15 protein-coding genes and 1 pseudogene are annotated in these 16777 nt (G+C 41.5%); 7 read left to right on the top strand and 9 right to left on the bottom strand.

Translation table 11 applies throughout. The features are described 5' to 3' along the window. Positions 1-78: 78 nt before the first annotated feature. Genes F991_RS04455 through F991_RS04445 form a run of 3 tightly spaced genes read left to right on the top strand, consistent with a single transcriptional unit; the run spans position 79 to position 2265 of the window. The gene (locus F991_RS04455) at positions 79-750 is read left to right on the top strand and encodes a hypothetical protein (protein WP_004669270.1); all 672 of its coding nucleotides are present in this window, start codon (positions 79-81) and stop codon (positions 748-750) included. Positions 751-754: 4 nt separating this feature from the next. After that, positions 755-1561 carry an SDR family NAD(P)-dependent oxidoreductase gene (locus tag F991_RS04450; RefSeq protein ID WP_004669268.1) on the top strand — a complete coding sequence of 269 codons (807 nt, stop codon included), beginning with the start codon at positions 755-757 and terminating at the stop codon, positions 1559-1561. Next, positions 1558-2265: a Dph6-related ATP pyrophosphatase gene (locus tag F991_RS04445; protein WP_171063412.1), complete on the top strand. Its 708-nt coding sequence runs from the start codon at positions 1558-1560 to the stop codon at positions 2263-2265. The genes F991_RS04450 and F991_RS04445 overlap by 4 nt, the downstream gene beginning before the upstream one ends. Before the next feature lie 41 nt (positions 2266-2306). Here the strand turns inward: F991_RS04445 and F991_RS04440 are convergent, their stop codons facing one another. The 8 genes and pseudogenes from F991_RS04440 to sdsA form a co-directional block, all read right to left on the bottom strand. Next, positions 2307-2747, bottom strand: a complete 441-nt coding sequence (locus F991_RS04440; protein WP_004669264.1) for a YbjQ family protein — start codon at positions 2745-2747, stop codon at positions 2307-2309. Positions 2748-2756: 9 nt separating this feature from the next. Further along, positions 2757-3107: a YbjQ family protein gene (locus F991_RS04435; RefSeq protein ID WP_034594934.1), complete on the bottom strand. Its 351-nt coding sequence runs from the start codon at positions 3105-3107 to the stop codon at positions 2757-2759. A gap of 105 nt (positions 3108-3212) precedes the next feature. Then, on the bottom strand, positions 3213-4670 hold the full coding sequence (gene adeK, locus F991_RS04430; protein ID WP_004669260.1) for a multidrug efflux RND transporter AdeIJK outer membrane channel subunit AdeK: 1458 nt from the start codon (positions 4668-4670) through the stop codon (positions 3213-3215). After that, a complete protein-coding gene (adeJ, locus tag F991_RS04425) occupies positions 4670-7840 on the bottom strand; it encodes a multidrug efflux RND transporter permease subunit AdeJ (protein ID WP_004669258.1) in 3171 nt (1056 codons plus the stop codon). The genes adeK and adeJ overlap by 1 nt, the downstream gene beginning before the upstream one ends. Positions 7841-7852: 12 nt before the next feature. Continuing rightward, complete coding sequence (locus tag F991_RS04420; RefSeq protein WP_004669255.1) at positions 7853-9076, bottom strand: AdeA/AdeI family multidrug efflux RND transporter periplasmic adaptor subunit; 1224 nt, start codon at positions 9074-9076, stop codon at positions 7853-7855. Further along, positions 9063-9711: pseudogene (locus F991_RS04415) on the bottom strand (phosphatase PAP2 family protein). Before F991_RS04415 ends, F991_RS04420 begins: the two are co-directional and overlap by 14 nt. A 158-nt stretch (positions 9712-9869) precedes the next feature. Continuing rightward, positions 9870-11912, bottom strand: a complete 2043-nt coding sequence (locus F991_RS04410) for a site-specific recombinase (protein WP_004669252.1) — start codon at positions 11910-11912, stop codon at positions 9870-9872. A gap of 14 nt (positions 11913-11926) precedes the next feature. Beyond that, entirely contained in the window at positions 11927-12904 is a 978-nt protein-coding gene (gene sdsA, locus F991_RS04405; RefSeq protein WP_004669250.1) for an All-trans-nonaprenyl-diphosphate synthase, read from the bottom strand. 451 nt (positions 12905-13355) lie between these two features. On the opposite strand from sdsA, the gene rplU reads away from it, so the two are divergent. Together rplU and rpmA are read left to right on the top strand one after the other, a co-directional pair. Next, the gene (gene rplU, locus F991_RS04400) at positions 13356-13667 is read left to right on the top strand and encodes a 50S ribosomal protein L21 (protein ID WP_004669248.1); all 312 of its coding nucleotides are present in this window, start codon (positions 13356-13358) and stop codon (positions 13665-13667) included. A gap of 18 nt (positions 13668-13685) precedes the next feature. Then, positions 13686-13940 carry a 50S ribosomal protein L27 gene (rpmA, locus tag F991_RS04395; RefSeq protein ID WP_004669246.1) on the top strand — a complete coding sequence of 85 codons (255 nt, stop codon included), beginning with the start codon at positions 13686-13688 and terminating at the stop codon, positions 13938-13940. Positions 13941-13998: 58 nt separating this feature from the next. On the opposite strand, the gene F991_RS04390 is transcribed toward rpmA, so the two are convergent. Beyond that, positions 13999-14877, bottom strand: a complete 879-nt coding sequence (locus tag F991_RS04390; RefSeq protein WP_004669244.1) for a pirin family protein — start codon at positions 14875-14877, stop codon at positions 13999-14001. Positions 14878-15173: 296 nt separating this feature from the next. Here F991_RS04390 and lolA point away from each other — a divergent pair, with 296 nt between their 5' ends. Both lolA and F991_RS04380 read left to right on the top strand, forming a co-directional pair. Further along, on the top strand, positions 15174-15869 hold the full coding sequence (gene lolA, locus F991_RS04385) for an outer membrane lipoprotein periplasmic chaperone LolA (protein ID WP_004669242.1): 696 nt from the start codon (positions 15174-15176) through the stop codon (positions 15867-15869). 116 nt (positions 15870-15985) lie between these two features. Further along, complete coding sequence (locus F991_RS04380) at positions 15986-16765, top strand: RsiV family protein (RefSeq protein WP_004669240.1); 780 nt, start codon at positions 15986-15988, stop codon at positions 16763-16765. Positions 16766-16777 lie beyond the last annotated feature (12 nt).

Genomic DNA, 16777 nt, shown 5'->3' with positions numbered 1-16777 from the left:
GAAATGATCATTTAATTTGATAAAAGGCTTGTTTTGACAAGTCTTTTTTTATGGAACTCAAAAATTAAGGTTGTGAGGATGAAGACCGCCGTTTTTTTAAATATTCATGCGGATACATACGCCAGATTTGCCCATATTCGGACACAATTATTGCAAACGAGTAAAGAAAGTCAGGCAAATGCATTGGGCAGTGTTCTGTCTGAAATGGCTTGTGAAGTGGTTGAACAAGTCTTCATGGTGCTATTAAACGAAAACCAACAGCACTCAAAAACAGGTGAATCTGAAAAAGTCATTCAGCAAATATTAGAAGCGATTCGAAAATATATGCCTTGGTCGATTTCTTTTTTTAGCAATGAACGTTTAGTCCCTTTGGTAGAGTATTTATCGAAAACACTTTTAATCGAAGATGACAAGATTTACATGACTTATCCTGTAGAGCAACAGCTTGCTCAGCAGGTGATCGCCTCGGGACAGAAACTCGCTGAAGGCGATAGTCGTGAAGTCGCGAATGCATTAAAACGATTGACGGAAGTGATTGATGTCGGTGTTACCCACTTAATTCGTGAGCCTAAAAAATGCTTAAAGTTCAATTTTGTGGTCGATAAAACTTTAAATGGTGTGATCAATATGACCACACATCTCGGTTATAAGCGTCTAGAAAAGTTAGCCACTCAACTCGATCAGCAAGTGGCAGTGACTTATGTTGATTATTTCCTAAAATTTATGCGTCACCCAACGGACAGAGGATAGAGATATGGCAAAGCTTAAAACTCTTGAAAATAAAGTGGTATGGATTACTGGAGCATCTTCTGGTTTAGGTAAAGCCTTGGCACGTGAATGTGCTTTGCAAGGTGCGCAGGTGGTGTTGACCTCACGCCGTTACGACGAGTTAGAAGCCGTTCGCATCGGTCTACTCAAGCCTGAGCAACATATTTCAATTGCCGCTGATATTACCGATGAAGCACAAGTTCGTCATGCTTATGAGCAAGTCTTGGCATGTAAAGGGCGTATTGACTGGCTCATCAATAATGCAGGACTGAGCCAGCGTGCTTTGATCCAAGACACCACCATGCAAGCTGAACGCACCATCATGGAAGTGGATTACTTTTCACAAGTGTTCTTGACCAAAACGATATTGCCGACTTTTCTAAAGCAAAAATCAGGTCGTGTCGTCTTTGTTTCGAGTGTCGCTGGTTTGTTGGGTACGCAATACCGTGCGAGTTACTCTGCTGCCAAAGCCGCTATTCACATGTGGGCAAATAGCTTACGTGCTGAAGTGGCTAAAGATGGAGTTGACGTATCGGTGGTTTTCCCAGGTTTTGTCAAAACCAATGTTTCCTTTAATGCCCTAAATGGTCAAGGGAAGCCCCAAGGTCATCAGGACGAAGCGATTGAAAATGGCTTAGATGCTGATATTTTTGCGGAACGTGTGGTTGCATCGCTGATGGCTGGTGAAGAGTATATTGTGGTCGGCGGTAAAAAAGAGCAACTGGGTGTATTGGTATCGCGCTTGTCACCAAGTTTGTTGTACAAAATGATTCGTAAAAGCAAAGTGAAATAAGTGTGAGTAGTCGTAAAAAAGCAGTCTTTAATTGGAGTGGCGGAAAAGATTCAGCTTTAGCGCTTTATACTGTATTGCAGCAAAATGAGTTCGAAGTTGTTGCGTTATTAACAACGGTCAATGAAGAAACTGAATTGTCTTCGATGCATGCCATTCCACATGCACTGCTTGAAAAGCAAGCTGAAAGTATTGGGATTCCGTTGTACCCAGTGCTATTGCCCAAAGATATAAATATCTATGAACAGCGGATGCAGGATGCTGCCAATCATTTTAAAGCACAGGGCGTTCAACATTTTATCTTTGGGGATATTTACCTCAGTGATGTACGCAAATATCGAGAAGATCGTTTACATCCTTTAGGGATCGAAGTGGTCGAACCGATATGGAATCTAAATTCAACCGAAGTGATGCAGGATTTTCTAGCTTCTGGGATTCGCACCAAAATTATTGTGACCGACGCGACCAAGCTAGATGACAGTTTTATTGGGCAAGATATTGATGCAGCCTTAATCGAGCGAATGCCCGCAGAGGTTGATGTATGTGGTGAAAATGGTGAATACCACACTTTTGCTTACGCAGGGGCGATATTCAAGCATCCTGTAGATTTTGAAATTATTGAAACTCGCAAGATGTCTTATGCGTTTAAATTAGAGGATGGTGAGGAAAAAATCTATCACTATTGGCAAGCGATTTTTGCAGCGTAAGGTGGATGTCCTGTCCAATTGAAATTGCACAGGACATTTTTTTAATGCGGTGTGATAATCACTGTGCCATAGGCAAACACTTCAACCATTCCGCCTTGCATTCCCATTTCAGTGGTGCTGAGGCGCACACCTAAAATCTGATTGCCTCCCATGGATCTAGCTTGTTGTTTTAAACGCACAATCGCTTCGCGACGGGCGCGTTCGACCACACTTTCATAACTGATTAAGCGGCCACCTAAGATATTTTTAATCGATGCAAGTATGAATTTAAAATAATCATGTGAAATGACCACATTGCTGCTAATTAAATGCCCAGCATGCTCGCTGCTTGCAAATCGACGGCTATCCAATTGAATATCGGCCAACAAGCGCTCTTTTTCATCGAGCTCTCTCAAATGTTTTTGTTCGTTATAACGACCAAAGCCCCAACCTACAGAAAAGAGAATCAGGAAAATGACAATTTGAAAAATTAAGCCATCCATTGCATTTTCCTATGAACTAAATGGATCTGGGAGTTTTGGAACAATTGGTTGTACCACCACAGCAGTGCCATAGACGAAAAGCTCCGAAGCACCCTGCGCAATGTTAGAGGTAGAAAAACGAATCCCAACGACAGCATTGGCACCTAAGCCTTTTGCTTTCTCAACCATACGTTGCATCGCTTCTTGGCGAGACTCTTCTAACAATTCTGTATAGGCCGTTAATTCTCCCCCGACAATATTTTTTAGACCTGCGAGAAAGTCTCTGCCGACATGTTTACTGCGAACTGTACTGCCATAAACAACATCAATTTGACGTAAAATCTCGTGACCGGGAACTGATTCTAAATTACTTAATAACATCGTATTTTTTATACCATTAGACATTCCCCTTGAAGATAAGAAATATTGAGCATGCTTGCAATAAAAAAGCCCACCGAAGTGAGCTTTTCTTTAAAATAAGAAAGATTATGGTGTGTAATGCTTTTCAGAACTCGAAAGTTGCGGTGCCACTGTTTCATTCGTGCTGGCTTTTAACCCGCCACCCAGTGTTTTATACAGCTCAACCTGATTGTTTTGTTCAGCTTGTTGTAACAACAATAAACCTTGTTCTGCTGAGTACGCAGAACGTTGAGCAGCCAATACAGTTAAGTAGCTATCAATACCTGCACGGAAACGGGCATTAGATAGTTTATAGGTGGTATTGGTTGCTTCAACTAAACGACGTTGTGCCGTTAAGCGTTCACCAATATTGGCGCGTGTTGCCAGTGCATCATTGACTTCACGGAAAGCGGACTGTACTGACTTTTCATAGTTAGACAGTGCAATTTTCTGATCAGTTTCAGAGATTTTGATATTGGCTTTGCGAGTGCCCCAGTCAAAAATTGGTAAATCGAGACTTGGTCCAATTGACCACGATGCATTGCCAGATTTGAATAGATCACTCAAATCAGTTGATGCATAGCCAGCGGTACCTGTCAGACTAATGGTCGGGAATAATCTCGCTTTTGCAGCACCAATATTTGCACCTGCAGCACTTAAATTATATTCCGCAGCTTTAACATCAGGACGGTTATTGAGTAAATCACTCGGTAAACCAGCAGAAGATACATTTTGCTGCGTAACACGTTGCACAGGTTGCTTAGGTAATAGGTTTTGCGGTACAGGTTGACCTACTAACAGATTCAACAAGTTGCTTGCCTGAGCAATTTGAGTTTTATAATTTGCAACATCATTACGCGCGGTTTCAACTGAAATCTGAGCTTGACGCAAAGGCACTTCACTGTCGATGCCGACATCAAAACGCTTTTTGTTCAGGTTATAAGAGTCGAGTTGCGCTTTGAAGGTCTGTTCTGCAAGTTTCAAATTTGCAGTCGCAAATGAATAACTTAACCATGCTTGTGTCACTTCACTAATCAAACTGATTTGTGTTGAGTCACGCGCACTTTGGGTCGAAAGATAACTGTCGAGTGCAGCATCTTTTAGGCTACGAACTCGGCCCCAGAAATCTAACTCATAAGCGGTCACACCCAAACCAACTTGATAAGTTGAATATGGGTTATTTGGATCACGGGTAGGGGTCACTTGACGAATCGCACTACCACTCGCCCCAATCGTTGGGAGTTGATTGTTTTGTGTAATTCGATACTGTTGTTGCGCACGTTCAATATTTAAAGTTGCTGTACGCAAGTCACGGTTGTTACTCAAAGCTAAATCAATCACTTCAAGCAGGCGAGGGTCCGCAAAGAACTGCTTATAACCCTGTTCAGCAATAGAAGTACCAGAAGCGCTGTTATATGCATAGCTTTCTGGAATATCGGTTTTCACGACCGGTTCTGGGCCGCGCATGCTTTGACATGCAGTCAAAGCAAGCGCAAGTGCAGATACCGCAATGCTACGACCTGAAATAGACCATACTGTTTGCATCACGATTTATGCTCCTGAATGTTTGTAGTTTTTGGTTGGTACTTAAAGATACTACGAATCCACACGAAGAACACAGGGATAAAGAAGATACCTAAAAGTGTTGAGGAAATCACACCACCCAATACACCGTAACCAACCGAATGTTGACTACCAGCACCAGAAGAAAGTGCGAGTGGAAGCACACCAAAGCCGAAGGCAAGGGTGGTCATAATGATTGGACGTAAACGCATTTTTGCTGCATGCAACGTGGCCTCAAGCAGCTCCTCACCTTGTTCTTGTAGATCTTTTGCGAATTCTACGATCAAGATCGCATTCTTTGCAGAAAGACCAATCACGGCAATAATCGCGACTTGGAAGTAGATGTTATTCGAAAGATTTGGATCATCTTTCAGTACCATACCAAAGTAAGTTAACAAAATTGCACCGATGATGCCGAGTGGTACAACCAGTAATACTGAGAATGGAATAGACCAACTTTCATACAATGCGGCTAAGCAAAGGAAAACGATGAGTAATGAAAGCGCATATAAGAATGGTGCTTGAGCACCTGATTCACGCTCTTCAAGTGATAAACCTGTCCATTCGTAGTCGAAACCTGTTAAGCCCATCGATGGCAGTTTGGCAATAATTTCTTCTACGGCTTTCATGGAATCACCAGAACTTGTACCTGGCGCAGGTGTTCCTTGAATATTCACTGATGACACACCGTTATAACGCTCAAGACGCGGTGAACCATAAGTCCATTTGCCTGTCGCAAACGCTGAGAACGGAACCATTTCACCTAAGCTGTTACGAACATACCATTTGTTCAGGTCGTCAGGCATCATGCGGCTGTCTGCTTCGCCTTGGACATAAACTTTTTTCACACGACCACGATCAATGAAGTCATTGATATAAGAACCACCCCAAGCCATGCTCATAGTACTGTTGATGTCTGCAATGCTAACACCCATCGCACCAGCTTGCGCCTGATCGATCATGATTTGATATTGAGGTGTATCTTCTTGACCATTTGGACGTACGCCAACCAGTCGTTTGTCTTGCGAAGCTAAGCCTAAAACAGCATTACGTGCTGCAATCAGTTTGTCATGACCTTGACCCGCAGAGTCTTTCAGTTGCAAGTTAAAGCCAGCAGTAACACCCAATTCAGGCATAGCAGGGAGCTGTAATGGCATGATGTATGACGCATCTTTGACGATCATATTGAGTGCCATACCACGCTGAATAAGTGCACCAATCTGCGTCTCTGGTGTCGAACGACTAGCCCAATCTTTTAACTTAATAAAGCCAATACCCGCATTTTGTCCCACGCCTGTAAACGAGAAACCAGAAACGGTAAAGATAGATTCGACAGACTCTTTTTCATTCATAAAGAAGTCAGTCATGGTATCAATGACTTTATCGGTACGATCAAGTGTTGCATTCGGCGGCAATTGAACCAACGTCATGACCACACCCTGATCTTCTTCTGGTAAGAATGAAGACGGAAGTTTTTGGAACATGAACACCAATAAACCAATCACGGCTACATACAGAATGCCAGAGAAAAACTTAGCAGTCAGCATACGACTCACGCCGTTTTGATAGCTATGTGAAACGCGTTCAAAGCTACGGTTGAACCATCTAAAGAAGCGAGCAAAGATATTATTGCTTGGTGCTTTATTTGGATCATGCTGTTTCAATAGTGTGGCGCACAGGGCAGGAGTGAAGGTTAACGCAACAATCAAAGATAAAACCATTGCGGTAACGAGCGTAATCGAGAACTGTCGATAAATCACCCCAGTGGTTCCGCTAAAGAAAGCCATCGGTACGAATACTGCACTCAGTACGCTGGTAATACCGACAAGCGCACCAGAGATTTGTTTCATTGACTTTTCAGTCGCCGCAACAGGATCAGAGTGTTCCTCTGTCATCACACGCTCGACGTTTTCAACCACGACAATCGCATCATCGACCAGTAGACCGATCGCTAGTACCATCGCAAACATGGTCAATGTGTTGATCGAGAAACCAAAAATATTGATGACAGCAAATGTACCCAATACCACAACAGGGATTGCCAATGTTGGGATAATGGTGGCACGCCAGTTCTGTAAGAACAGGAACATGACGATAAATACCAAGATCACCGCTTCAATTAAAGTATGAACAACACTCTCAATCGATAGCTTAATAAATGGTGTAGTGTCATACGCCAGTTTATCTTCAAGACCCGCAGGGTAGTTTTTGCGTAATTCAGATAAACGTTCTTCAACGGCTTCTGCGGTATCCAGTGCATTGGAACCTGTTGCCATTTTAATGGCAAGACCACCTGCAGGCTTCCCGTTAAACATTGAGTTAAACGCATAGCTATCAGAGCCTAATTCTACACGAGCAACATCTTTTAAACGGACTTCAGCACCAGCAGCAGTGTTTTTTAAGAAAATATTCTTAAACTGCTCAGGGGTTTGCAATAAACTTTGCGCATTTACAGTAGCATTGATCACTTGATCTTTAACTGCAGGTGCACCACCCAACTGACCCACTGCAACTTGTGAGTTTTGCGCTTGTAGCGCTCTCGCAACATCACTTGGGGTGAGCTGGTAGTTTGTTAGTTTTGCAGGATCAAGCCAAATGCGCATCGCATAAGAGCCACCAAAGACTTGTACTTCACCTACACCGGCAACACGACTAATCGGTTCTTTAATCGATGAGTTTACATAGTCCTTAATATCTGAGTCTGACAAACTATTATCTGGTGAATAAAATGCAATCACTTGCAAGAAGCTTGCACCAGATTTTGTGACAGTTACACCTTGACGTTGTACGTCTTCAGGTAGAAGTGCCGTTGCTGATTGTAGTTTGTTTTGAACTTGGACTTGAGCAATATCAGGATCAATACCTTGTTCAAAGTTGATTTCAATCGATGCTTGACCATTACCAGAACTGTTAGACGAAATATAACGTAAGCCATCTAAACCATTCATCTGTTGTTCGATGATCTGGGTGACCGTATTTTCAACAGTTTCTGCTGAAGCACCAGGATAGGTTGCAGAAATGGTAACGGTTGGTGGAGCAATCGTTGGATATTGGGCAATAGGCATCTTTGACAAGGTTAAAATACCTGCCAACATGATAACTAGTGCAATCACCCATGCAAAAATGGGGCGATGGATAAAAAATTGAGCCATTCAATCTGCCCCTTATGCTTTCACAGTTGCTTTTTGTTCTGCTTGAGCTGGTTTGGTTGCATTTTGTGGATTTGCTGGTTGAGCTTGATAAGGTTTTGCTGAAACTTCCTGACCATCTTTCACTTTAGCAACACCATCAACAATCACTTTGTCTCCAGCTTTAAGACCATTGGTGATCACCCAGTTTTGACCTTGTACATTTGCAGTCTCGACTGGACGTGTTTCAACCGCACCTTTGGCATTGACCAACATCACTGTCGCCTGACCTGTTGGTAAGCGTGTCACTGCAGCTTGTGGAATCAAATAAGCATTTGGAACCACACCCTGAACAATTTGCGCTGTTGTATACATGCCTGGAAGTAACAAATGGTTTGGGTTCGAGAACACCGCACGTAAGGTTACTGTTCCAGTATCTTGGTTAACAGATGCATCAGAGAAAGTGAGTTGCCCTTCGATTGGATAGGTTGAACCATCTTCAAGTTTCAACTTTACTTTGGTGTTGTTGCTGTTGCTTAAGCTGCCTTTGCTGAGTTGTTGGCGTAAACGCAATAACTCGGCGCTAGACTGGTTAATATCAACATAAATCGGATTAAGTTGTTGAATCGTCACCAATGGCGCAGCTTGGTTCGCAGTAACCAATGCACCTGCTGTTACAGATGAACGGCTTGATTGACCTGAGATAGGCGAGCGAATGGTTGAATAACCAAAATCAACTTCAGCATTATTAACTTGAGCCTTAGCTGCTGAAACTTGCGCTTCAGCGACATTCACTTGGCCAAGTAAGTCATCATACTCTTGCTTCGATACAGCGTTGCTAGAAACAAGTTGTTGATAACGGTTTAGCTTGGTCCGAAGAGACGCTAAATTTGCTTGTTGTTGCAAGAGCGAAGCTTTGGCCGTGTCTAATGACGCACGGTTAGCACGAGAATCAAGCTCATATAGTGCTTGACCTTCAGAGACATAACTGCCTTCAGTAAACAGACGTTTTAAAATAACACCACTGGTTTGTGGGCGAACTTCTGAAATTTGATACGCAGAGGTTCGGCCTGAAAGTTCAACGTTTTGTTCAATACTCTGTGGTTGTGCAACAATAACACCGACTTCAGTAGGTGGCATTTTTTGTGCAGCAGCAGCTTGCTGTGCATCTTCTGGATCTTTGCTACAACCAACAAGTGCAATGCTTGTTGCTAATGCGCAAGCAGTGAGGGCGGGTGCCCAAAGCTTAGCCGACATCATTGTTCCACCTCAATTTAGATTTTGGATCTAAAAAAATTGTTGTTGAAATTGCTTTGATACAGCCATAACCAAAGCAACGAAGTCCAAATTAACCCAATTCCCCAACCAGCGAGTACATCTGTCGGGTAGTGAACCCCTGCATAAATTCGCGATAACCCCATCATAATAAACCACAAAGTAGATACTAAAATGACAGGAGTACGGTATCTGTGCTGTTGCAGCAGCAACATGACTAAACTCGCAAGGGTTGCAGCATAAAGACTATGGCCACTTGGGAATGATGCGCCATAAGGTTGGACCAAGTGGTAAATCTCTAAAGGTCTTGCTCGATCAACGCTCCATTTCAGAAGCCAACCAATCGTAATACTTCCACTTATACTCAATGTGATAAAAATTAAACTTTTATAGTTTTGAATCCAAGTTTGATATACACACAAAAAAGCAGTGAAAAAGAATAAAAATGGCATTCCGCCGAGTAGCGAAAGCACAATAGCAGCATGATTCAATGGAGCTGAACGATGCTCAAATAATGCTTGAATACTCAATGGATCTAAAGTTGATGTGGTTGGATAAAACAATCCAACCCCACTTAAAACTAAAAAAAAGCAACCAATACAAAGTAATAGGTACGGCATGCGGAACTCGTTATTGGCATAACCATTTTCAGGGCTATAGAAAGTTTGAAAGTGTACTCTCGAGTACACTTTAGGTCAAGTCTTGAAATTTTATGATAATTTATTTCAATGTTTTTTTAAGGTTTAGTAAAAAAATATAACAAAATTTGATGAGCGTCTCACTTTTTATCTGTTGTACTTTTTTCTTCCACGGCAACAGGTTGCTTAGGTGGCCAGAAAAAATCACTTGTTCGAGTGAGGAAATGCGTCATGACCAAATTTGCCAAAGGTTTCCATTGTGCAAAACGAACACGACGGGCACGTAAAGCCACGATAATGGTCAGGGTAAAGCTCACAAATAAGTTGGTTAAACCAATCAGCAGAACACCCAAGAATGACACAACGATTAAACCAATATCAGGTGAGCCAATGGTCATCAAACCTTGAATGAAATTGGCCGAAGCAAAGGCGATGTGACGAATATCTAAAGGAAGACCTAAAATAAAGCCAATCGTTCCCATGCTGCCTAACATGATCCCAAATAGGAAATTACCAGCCAAAGCCCCTAAGTTGGTTTCAATATAATTGGCAAATTTGTCGAGTCGTTGTTGTCCCATCCAGCGTTTCAAACGGCGGTGTTGTTTTAATCGAGGACCGACGTTGCGGTAAACGGCTAAATTATCGAAATAACCCGCAATCAAACCTGAAAAGAATAAACACACGCCCGCGATTGCTGCATGAGGAACTGCAAGCGAGGTAAAAGGATTTAAGCTATGTAGTAAGGCTGCTGATTTGGCGTGATTGAGTAAAGGTTCATCCAAATAAAACTGCCATGAAAAAGTGATCAGCGCTGCAATAGGGATCGCAATCGAGATATTGCCGAGGATCGCAATAAACTGAGTACGGATAATATTAATAATCAGCGCTGCTAACTCAGCTATTTGTGCGGTTTTACTACCTTTTTGCTGTTGAACGGTCGAGGCCAGTGCAGCGGCGGTCATTGCCGGTTGTTTGGTTGCAACAGTGAAATGCAACACATGGATCAGCATAAAGCCCAAAGCATAATTCATGCTATACAAGAATGCGTGGGCAAAAGGCGCGAGTACCAATCGAGCGGTTAATATCTTCAAGGTTGCCATCATGGCAATGATTGCACCTGCACCTGCCGCCGCTTTGTACATGCCAAAGAAGCCAGCTTTGTCTGTACTTACATAATGTTCGCCAGTCTTACTTGCATTTTCAGTCACTTGCAGCGCAATCAGTTCACTGGTTGAAGAGAGCAAGTGGCGGACACTTTTTTCATCATAATGGGCTTTGGTTAAATCGATCAGGAGTTCGCCCAGTGATTTATATCGGATTTCATCTTTACTGGCCAATAAACTCAGTAACAGTTCAATCCGGTCTATGGCTTGTTCTAATAAAGAAAGCAGATATGTCAAACTAATGCTGACACCAATTCGCCTAGTGGCGCGGCGAATCTTGAGTACAACATCACGACATTGATCTAGCATTACAAAGGCTTGCGAAGCATCTGGCGGTGGAAGCACCACAACTGCATCTTGGTCGTCGATTTGCTTTTTATACTTTTCAATAAAATCAACAATATCTCGGTTTTGCGCTAAAAACGGAGATTCATATTCGGTAATATCAGGCTGAGCATTAATAAATTCAGGGTATAAACCGATACCACTAATCCGATAGGACAAAACCGTAATGGCTTTAATCAGCTCACTTTTAGAAATTTGCTTTTCGAGGGTATTACTTTGACCTTCACCAATTAAATTAAACAGCGTAACCCAATCTTGGTTTTCAATCAGCTCTAACCACTCATGATCATTTTCTTGATGAAAAACTTTTCCAATCAGTGTTCTGAGTTGATTGCCTTGTTCTACTAAAGGGAGGAAGTGCGCGCCTAGACGTTGACTTAACTGATTCCAGAAGCCATCTAAAGATAAAATCCCGCTGTCAGCATATAAGCTAATTTGTTTGTATTGACTCATCAATCTGACGATGAAGTCTTGTAATAAAGTTGCAGAAGTGGGTGTCAATAATAATATTCTGACAAAAGCTTGAAGACGCTGTTTAACCTCTTCAGCGTCATTGGGATTTTTGGGGCGTAAACGATTGACCAATTCAATAATCAGGTTTTCGTCAAGAACAGCTTGTGGTTGATCAAGCTGTTCCTGCATTTTTAAAAATAAATCAGATAAATTTAAATGCATGGACACTCAGAAAGTTATTGTAGTCGATGTAATGCCATTAAAGTCAAATTGATCAATGCTTGGCGATATTCATTATCTGGTAGCGCTTTTAAGGCTTCTAAAGCGGCATCCGTTTCCTGTTGGGCACGTTTTTGACAATAGTCTAAACCGCCCGAGTTGTGCACTATTTCAATGACTTTATCCAAATGTTCAACACCACCAGTAGCGATGCTACGACGAATAATCGCATGATCTTCACCAGTAGAGTGAGCCAATGCAGAAATTAACGGTAAAGTGGGTTTACCTTCCATCAAATCATCGCCAATATTTTTACCTAATGTTTCTGCATCAGAGGTGTAGTCTAAAATATCATCAATAATCTGGAATGCATTGCCAAAATGTCCTGCAAATCGGCGTAAAGGTTCACGATACTCTTCTGTACCTGCCAAAATTGCAGCACCTTCGGTTGCGAGTTCAAATAAACGAGATGTTTTTCCGTGAATAATTCTTAAATAGGTTTCTTCAGTGGTGTCTGGTTGATGTTGTGATTGAAGCTGTAACACTTCACCCTCAGCAATTTCACAAGTACCTGTCGAAAAATCTTTTAATAAGGTCATGTTATTTAAATCGACCAAAAGATCGAACGCACGTGAAATCAAGAAGTCGCCGACTAAAACAGCAGTTTGATTGTTCCATGTTGCATTGGCCGTTGGTCGTCCACGACGCAAGTTAGACTCATCGACAACATCATCATGAACCAAGGTTGCCGTGTGTAGCATTTCAATCACAGCCGCCAAATGTTGGGCTTGCTGCATGTTGGCTAAACCACAGGCACGAGCAGCGAGTAGGCACATAATTGGGCGCATACGTTTACCGCCAGCTTCAACCACATGTTTACTAACCGACATAACCAAGCCAACTTTAGAGCTGATCCCTTCATTGATGAGTTGATCCATCGCAGCAAAATCTGTCGCAACAGGGGAGAGAATGTCTTGCTTGAAATCGACGACCATATGAAGAAGAGCCTCGTATAGATGGGTGAATGGTGTAAGTGTACCAAGTAATCTGTTGCTAAACAGTGATAGCAACTGTGTAATTTGTCATTTAAAACATGACGATGTATTTTCTGATCTTAATTTAGCCACAAACAGGGCGCTTCTCAGATAATACAGAGACGGCACTGTGTGAGACCTTCTATAAACACAGTTCATTTTGGTCATATTTACTTTTTGAAAATGTATTGCAAATCACAGAAAGAATCAATCAAAACAATGTGTCATCAATCTATTTGATTTTATTATAAAAAATAAATAATGCGTGTATATGTGTGCATTTATGCAAAATAACTTGTTGTTTGATCAAATTTCACTTAAAATTTGTCCCCTTATATACCCCAGTGGCGTTCGTTTTAAGCTCGATATCTTCCTTTATCGGCACGACGACACGGGCATGTTGGAGTACATTATGTACGCAGTAATCCAAAGCGGTGGTAAACAGCACCGTGTGGTTGAGGGTGAAACCCTTAAAGTTGAATTATTGAAAGCTGAAACTGGTGCAACGATTACGTTTGATGACGTACTTATGCTTGTAAACGGCGATAGCATTCAAATCGGTGCTCCAGTTGTTGCTGGCGCGAAAGTAACCGCAGAAATCGTTGGTCATGGTCGTCACGACAAAATTCGCATTATCAAAATGCGTCGTCGTAAACATTACCGTAAACAACAAGGTCACCGTCAATGGTTTACCGAGTTGAAAATTACGAGTATCGCAGGCTAACACGAGGAGTAAATAGACATGGCAACTAAAAAAGCCGGTGGATCGACGAAGAACGGTCGTGATTCGAATCCTAAGATGTTAGGTGTTAAAATGTACGGTGGTCAAACTGTGACTGCTGGTAACATCATCGTTCGTCAACGTGGTACCGAATTCCACGCTGGTGCAAATGTTGGTATGGGTCGTGACCATACTTTATTTGCAACTGCTGATGGCGTGATCAAATTTGAAGTGAAGGGTCAATTTGGCCGTCGCTATGTAACTGTTGAAGTGTAAGCTTTAATCGTTCAGAAGAACCCGCATTTGCGGGTTTTTTTATGACTGCTTTTTGGACTTATGTGTTTTCGTTTGAATATTTCCCAAACTTTCCTGTTTTTAAGTCTTCGTAAGCTTGTAAAATTTCATCATAGTTATTCATCACAAAAAAACCATGCCCATTTAGCGGTTCATGTAGAGGCTGGGCTGATAAGAATAAAAAATCGCAATTTTCTAAAGCAGTGATTTCAACATCTGTGTCGAAGCTAGACATCATCGCCATCGCTTGTTCTTCTAAAATATCTTCGTCTACGTTGAACTGAATTTTTCCTCTACGCAAATAAATCAGCGTGGTATCACCATGACTCGCAGGAAGTATAGTTCGATGACCTTTTTTAAGGTGTACATCCAATACGTTCATTGAAGTAAAGGTTTGGGCAATGCCTTGAGTCTTTTGGTATTGACCAGCAACGATACGGACATAGCCAGTATCATTTTCAAATAAGATTTTAGGAATATCTTGGTTTAATAAACTTTGGTAACGTGGCGCAGACATTTTATCTTTTGCTGGTAAGTTGACCCATAACTGCACCATTTCGAAATAACCACCTTTCTCACGAAATTCAGGGCTAAATTCTTCAATATGCTGTATGCCTGATGCAGCGGTCATCCACTGCACGTCACCTTGATGAATAATCCCGTGATTACCGGTCGAGTCGATGTGCTGTAATTCACCTGAGAAAACAAAGGTAACTGTTTCAAAACCACGATGTGGATGTTCACTTACACCCTTTTTATGACTTTTGGGTTCCAAAAGACCGGGTCCGAGATGATCCAGCAACAAAAAAGGCGATGTGGTATTGCCAAGTTCATGGTGAGAAAATACAGAAAGTGCAGGGTAGAAGTCCCCGATGGCAAATCGAGTGTCATTGCGATGGATAAAGGCGAGGCTTTTCATTATTTATACTTTTCCAGTGAGTCGTCTTTAGACTAAAAAATCCCGTATTGCGTTTAGTTTATTCTTTATCCATGACTTCTACTATCTTAAAGAATGGGAAAAGTTGTAGGGCTGTTTTAGTCATTCAAAATCAAATTTTTGCTATTACAATATCTACATAAAGCCTGCAACTTCATACATAATGCAGAACTTTGCGACACGAACTACACAAAACCGATGCTTTTCTTCATTCTTTTCATGATTGAAAACAGTAAGATGTCGTCATTACAGTAGAAATTTGATAGAAGGTTCACTTTATGAATTTCGTAAAACAAATAGCTTATGCTGCAACGCTTAGTGCAATGACACTGGCTCCTGTTGTAACGACTCAGTTATATGCTGCACCTGTCGCTGCATCGGCTCAGCAAGCAACCACAAGTTTGGTTCAGCAGTTATCCAGCTTACAGCGATTCACTGCAGATTTTGAACAAACCACCAAAGTGACCAATAATAAAGCTGTACAAAGAAAAGGACTGACTGCTCAACACATGAATCAAACCTTTAAAGGGGTGATGAAGGTTGAACGTCCAGGAAAATTCTTCTGGGAAATCACCAGTCCTTCTAAACAAACAATTGTGACGTCTGGAAAAACTGTTTGGATTTATGATCCAGATTTGCAGCAGGCAATTCGTCAAAATTTAGATGATCAAGTTGCCAATACCCCAGCATTGTTATTATCGGGTAATACCAATCAGATCATGCAGTCCTATCGAGTGACGCAACCTGATCGCTCTAAGCTGTATTACACATTATTTCCTAAACAGGAAGATAGTACATTTCAGAGTTTAACCATTAGCTTTGGTGCAAATAAAGCGCCAAACTTGATGATTTTACAAGATTCATTGGGTCAAACCACGTATGTACGTTTTAGTAATGTGAAAGTCAATCAAGCCATTCCTGCTTCGGTCTTTAATTTTGAGCCACCGAAAGGCACAGATATTATTGATCAGTGAACATTTTGATCAACTCAGCAAAAAGCCGCATTTATTGCGGCTTTTTGCTAGATACATTTCTTAATTTCAACTCTGAACAAAGCTTTGTATAGTGGGCTAAAAGATCTGAGACTTGTATGACAATGAATCCGTTAAAATTATCAAAAATTATTCCAGCACTTTCTATTGTTACGGTGATTGTATTTACAGGGTGCCAACCGAAGCAAGATCCGCAAAATAACAGTGCGACAGACGCGACAAACAAAGTAGATATTCCATTGATTCAGGCACAAGTGGTGGCTGTTAAACTGCCTAAACAGCAAGTATGTTTGGAAGATGGTTGTACCAATTATGATCTTCAAACCGTAAAAACCAATCAGCAGTGGATTGATGATTATTTTATCAATCGTATGAAGAAGGCAGAGCCGAATGCATTTGCTGATTTATCAGATCAACAAGTAAAAGTACCAGAAGGCGAACCATCTTTAAGTGAGAGTAGTACTTATGTGCGCTTTGTAGGACAGAACTACAATCTGGCGACATTTGCCATTCATAGTTATGCTTATCCCGCTGGTGCGGCGCATGGTATGTATCATCAAGAATTTGTAAATTTTGATTTAGCGACTAAAAAACATATTAATGTGAGTGAATTGATCAAAGACGGTGTGGAACAAGAATTGCGTGATGAGCTGTATGTTGCAAATCAAAATTGGTTAGATGAGCACAATATTAAAAAAGATCAATTACAGGTCAGCGATAATTATTACTATGGTGTAAATGGGATTGTCTTTGTTTATCCACTGTATGAGCTGGCTTCCTATGCAGAAGGGATGAGTGAGTTGAACTTGCCATATTATGCCGCAAAAGAATTTATCAAAGCAGAATACTTACCAAGCTTGCCTAAAGTCCCGAACTAATCTAAATACAGC

Source organism: Acinetobacter sp. CIP-A165, from assembly GCF_000367985.1.
Classification (GTDB): Bacteria; Pseudomonadota; Gammaproteobacteria; order Pseudomonadales; family Moraxellaceae; genus Acinetobacter.
Note: the sequence above shows the minus strand (reverse complement) of the source record. Positions and strands in the feature narration are given on the sequence as shown.

What these genes read in the sequence shown, in the direction of transcription:
- lolA (WP_004669242.1), top strand. Translation starts at nt 15,174, where the DNA reads ATGAATTTCGTAAAACAAATAGCTTATGCTGCAACGCTTAGTGCAATG.
- F991_RS04410 (WP_004669252.1), bottom strand. Translation starts at nt 11,912, where the DNA reads ATGCATTTAAATTTATCTGATTTATTTTTAAAAATGCAGGAACAGCTT.
- F991_RS04390 (WP_004669244.1), bottom strand. Translation starts at nt 14,877, where the DNA reads ATGAAAAGCCTCGCCTTTATCCATCGCAATGACACTCGATTTGCCATC.
- adeJ (WP_004669258.1), bottom strand. Translation starts at nt 7,840, where the DNA reads ATGGCTCAATTTTTTATCCATCGCCCCATTTTTGCATGGGTGATTGCA.
- F991_RS04435 (WP_034594934.1), bottom strand. Translation starts at nt 3,107, where the DNA reads ATGTTATTAAGTAATTTAGAATCAGTTCCCGGTCACGAGATTTTACGT.
- F991_RS04440 (WP_004669264.1), bottom strand. Translation starts at nt 2,747, where the DNA reads ATGGATGGCTTAATTTTTCAAATTGTCATTTTCCTGATTCTCTTTTCT.
- sdsA (WP_004669250.1), bottom strand. Translation starts at nt 12,904, where the DNA reads ATGGTCGTCGATTTCAAGCAAGACATTCTCTCCCCTGTTGCGACAGAT.
- rplU (WP_004669248.1), top strand. Translation starts at nt 13,356, where the DNA reads ATGTACGCAGTAATCCAAAGCGGTGGTAAACAGCACCGTGTGGTTGAG.
- rpmA (WP_004669246.1), top strand. Translation starts at nt 13,686, where the DNA reads ATGGCAACTAAAAAAGCCGGTGGATCGACGAAGAACGGTCGTGATTCG.
- F991_RS04450 (WP_004669268.1), top strand. Translation starts at nt 755, where the DNA reads ATGGCAAAGCTTAAAACTCTTGAAAATAAAGTGGTATGGATTACTGGA.
- F991_RS04455 (WP_004669270.1), top strand. Translation starts at nt 79, where the DNA reads ATGAAGACCGCCGTTTTTTTAAATATTCATGCGGATACATACGCCAGA.
- F991_RS04380 (WP_004669240.1), top strand. Translation starts at nt 15,986, where the DNA reads ATGACAATGAATCCGTTAAAATTATCAAAAATTATTCCAGCACTTTCT.
- adeK (WP_004669260.1), bottom strand. Translation starts at nt 4,670, where the DNA reads ATGCAAACAGTATGGTCTATTTCAGGTCGTAGCATTGCGGTATCTGCA.
- F991_RS04420 (WP_004669255.1), bottom strand. Translation starts at nt 9,076, where the DNA reads ATGATGTCGGCTAAGCTTTGGGCACCCGCCCTCACTGCTTGCGCATTA.